Genomic DNA, 3,377 nt, shown 5'->3' with positions numbered 1-3,377 from the left:
GGTCTACACCGACGCCTTCAACGTCGCCTTCCGCATCCCCAACCTGCTGCGCCGGCTCTCGGCCGAGGGCGCGTTCTCGCAGGCCTTCGTGCCCATCCTCGGCGAGTTCAAGAATCGCCAGGGCGAGACCGAGACGCGCGCCCTCGTCGACGCGGTGGCGACGGTGATGACTTGGTTGCTGGTGGTCATCTCGGCGCTGGGCGTGATCGCTGCCCCGCTGATCGTCACGGCCGTGGCGACCGGCTTCAAGGAACACGAGAGCCAGGCCTACATCTCGGCGATCTTCATGACGCGGGTGATGTTTCCGTACATCGGGTTGGTGTCGCTGGTGGCGCTGGCCTCGGGCATCTTGAACACGTGGCGGCAGTTCGGCATCCCGGCCTTCACGCCGGTGCTGCTGAACCTGTCGTTCATCGTGGCGGCGGTCTTCGTCGCGCCGTTCCTGGAAACGCCGATCTACGCGCAAGCCTACGCGGTGATGGTGGGCGGCATCCTGCAACTCGCCATTCAGATCCCGTCGTTGCGCCGCGTGGGCATGCTGCCGCGCGTGTCGTTCAACGTGCGGGCGGCGTGGCACCACCCGGGCGTGCGGCGCGTGCTCAAGCAGATGCTGCCGGCCACGCTGTCGGTGTCGGTGGCGCAGATCAGCCTGATCATCAACACCAACATCGCTTCACGCCTGCCGACCGGCAGCGTGTCGTGGCTGAACTATGCCGACCGCTTGATGGAGTTCCCGACTGCGCTGCTGGGCGTGGCGCTCGGGACCATCCTCCTGCCGAGCCTGTCGAAAGCGAGTGCGGATAACAATCGCGAAGAGTATTCCTCGCTGCTCGACTGGGGCCTGCGGCTGACCGTGCTGCTGGCGGTGCCGTCGGCCGTCGGGCTGTTCGTCTTCGGTGCGCCGCTCACGGCCACGCTGTTCCACTACGGCAAGTTCACCGGCATCGACGTGGAGATGACGCGGCAGGCGCTGGTGTCGTACGGCGTCGGGCTGATCGGGCTGATCGTCATCAAGATCCTGGCGCCCGGTTTCTATGCTCGGCAGGACATCCGCACACCGGTGAAGATCGCGCTGGTGGTGCTGACGGTCACGCAGCTCTCGAACACCTTCTTCGTGCCGCACTTCGGGCACGCGGGGCTGGCGCTCTCCATCAGCTTTGGCGCGACCATCAATGCGGCGCTGCTGTTTTTCGGCCTGCGCCGCCGCGGCTACTACCACCCGCTGCCGGGCTGGGGCCTGTTCCTGGCGCAGGTGACGGCCGCGGTGCTGCTCCTGGCCGGCATACTGCTGTGGTTTGCGCACACCTTCGATTGGGTCGGCTTGGGCGCCAAGCCGCTCGTGCGCGTCGCCCTGCTGGGGGCTTGCCTGGTCCTGTGCGCGGTGGTCTATTTCGGTACACTGTGGCTGACCGGGTTGAAGTTCTCCACGTTCCGCAAAAAGGCGATCTGATGACCACCAAAGTCCTCGATTATTTTTCGGCCCTGGTCGCGGACGACGACAGCATCCCCCTCACCGAAACCGCCCTGTCCATCGCGCAGGACGCGTATCCGGACCTGGACCTGCAGGCGGAGCTGGCCGCCATCGACGTGCTGGTCGCGCGCCTGAAGAACCGCATTGCCGAAGGCACGCCGGCCATCCAGCGCCTGCGCGTGCTCAACCAGTTCTTCTATCGCGAGCTGGGCTTCGGGCCCAACGCCAACGATTACTACGACCCCGAGAACTCCTACCTGAACGCGGTGCTGCAGAGCCGGCGCGGCATCCCGATCTCCTTGGCGGTGCTGCTGATGGAGATCGGCCAGCAGATCGGCCTGCCGCTCAAGGGCGTGTCCTTCCCCAATCACTTCCTGGTGCGCATGAGCATCCCCGCCGGCGAGGTCGTGCTCGATCCGCTGACTGGGCAGACGTTGTCGAAGGAAGAGTTGCAGGACATGCTCGACCCGTACCTGGAAAAGGAAGGCATCGAAGACCCGAACACGGTGCCGCTCGGGCTGTTCCTGCAGGTGGCCACTCACCGCGAGATCATCGCGCGCATCCTGCGCAACCTGAAGGCGATCTACTTGCAGGAATCGCGCTGGCAGCGCCTGCTGGCGGTGCAGCAGCGGCTGGTGATTTTGCTGCCGGATTCGATCGAGGAAGTGCGCGACCGGGGGCTGGCCTACGCCAATCTGGAATGCTTCCGGCCCGCGCTGGAAGACCTGGAAGCCTACGTGGACGCCCGGCCCGACGCGGCCGACACGCCCAAGCTCAAGGAGCGCATGCCAACGCTGCGCGCCATGAGCAAGAATCTGAACTGACCTGCCTTACTTCTGCGCGACCACGGTGCGGCGGCGCTTGAGCAGCTTCCACAGCCCACCGAGCATCAGCGGGACAATCGCCGCGCCCAGGCCGATCAGCACGATGAACGTCAGGTGGTTGCGGATGAAGGGCACATTGCCGAACGCCTCGCCCGACAGCACCAGGATCGCCACCCACAGCACCGCGCCGATGAAGTTGAAGATCTGGAACTTGGCGAACGTCATCTTCGACACGCCGGCCACGAACGGCGCGAACGTGCGCACCACCGGGATGAAGCGTGCCATCACCAGCGTCTTGCCGCCATGGCGCTCATAGAACCCGTGCGTCTTGAGCAGCGCTTCATGGTCGAGAAAGCGGATGTGACCGTCGAACACCTTGGGGCCGATCCACGAACCGACGAAGTAGTTGACGGTATTGCCCGTGGTGGCGGCAATCACCAGCAGCACGATCAGCAGCCAGGCATCCATCTGGCCGGTCGCGCACATGGCGCCGGCAATGAAGAGCAGCGTGTCGCCGGGCAGGAAGGGCAGTACCACCAGGCCGGTTTCGGCAAACACGATGGCGAACAGCAGCACGTACACCCACGCGCCGTACTGTTGAATGAGCAGACCCAGCGATTTGTCGACATGCAGCACGATGTCGACCAGTTGCATCAAGATATCCAAACCATCCCCCGTTAGAGCAGCGGGGAATGATACCGGAAGCAACTTAGATTTCCCCTAGCCCAGGCTGGGGCTTGCGTTGGTACGACGCACAGGGCATGACATTTATAATGCCGCCATGACCGCCACCCCCGCTTCCGCCACCACCTCCCGTCGCCCCATCCGCCCGCTTCCCGACCAGCTGATCAGCCAGATCGCGGCCGGCGAGGTGGTCGAGCGGCCGGCCTCCGTGGTCAAGGAATTGCTGGAAAACGCGCTGGACGCCGGCGCCACGCAGCTGCAGATCAAGCTCGAAGAAGGCGGCGTGCGGCGCATCGCCATCACCGACAACGGCGGCGGCATTCCGGCCGACGAACTGCCGGTCGCGCTGATGCGGCATGCGACCAGCAAGATCGGCTCGCTGGAAGAGCTGGAATCGG

At 64.9% G+C, this 3,377-nt stretch carries 4 protein-coding genes; 3 read left to right on the top strand and 1 reads right to left on the bottom strand.

Annotation, left to right across the window (positions count from 1 at the left end; all coding sequences use genetic code 11):
- Both murJ and QZ609_RS25570 read left to right on the top strand, forming a co-directional pair.
- The coding region (murJ, locus tag QZ609_RS25575) for a murein biosynthesis integral membrane protein MurJ (protein WP_295501031.1) at window positions 1-1,450 on the top strand (1,450 nt) is incomplete at its 5' end.
- Window positions 1,450-2,295 (top strand): SirB1 family protein, encoded by an 846-nt coding sequence (locus QZ609_RS25570; RefSeq protein WP_295501028.1) that lies wholly within the window; start codon window positions 1,450-1,452, stop codon window positions 2,293-2,295. The genes murJ and QZ609_RS25570, both read left to right, overlap by 1 nt.
- A gap of 6 nt (window positions 2,296-2,301) precedes the next feature.
- On the opposite strand, the gene QZ609_RS25565 is transcribed toward QZ609_RS25570, so the two are convergent.
- Window positions 2,302-2,949, bottom strand: a complete 648-nt coding sequence (locus tag QZ609_RS25565; protein ID WP_295501026.1) for a VTT domain-containing protein — start codon at window positions 2,947-2,949, stop codon at window positions 2,302-2,304.
- A 127-nt stretch (window positions 2,950-3,076) separates the two neighbouring features.
- Between QZ609_RS25565 and QZ609_RS25560 the strand changes: the two genes are divergently transcribed.
- A partial coding sequence (locus tag QZ609_RS25560) for an ATP-binding protein (RefSeq protein ID WP_295501024.1) occupies window positions 3,077-3,377 on the top strand: 301 nt, incomplete at its 3' end.

The organism is uncultured Ralstonia sp. (assembly GCA_913056305.1).
Taxonomy (GTDB): Bacteria; Pseudomonadota; Gammaproteobacteria; order Burkholderiales; family Burkholderiaceae; genus Ralstonia.
This window is presented reverse-complemented; position numbering and strand designations above follow the sequence as displayed.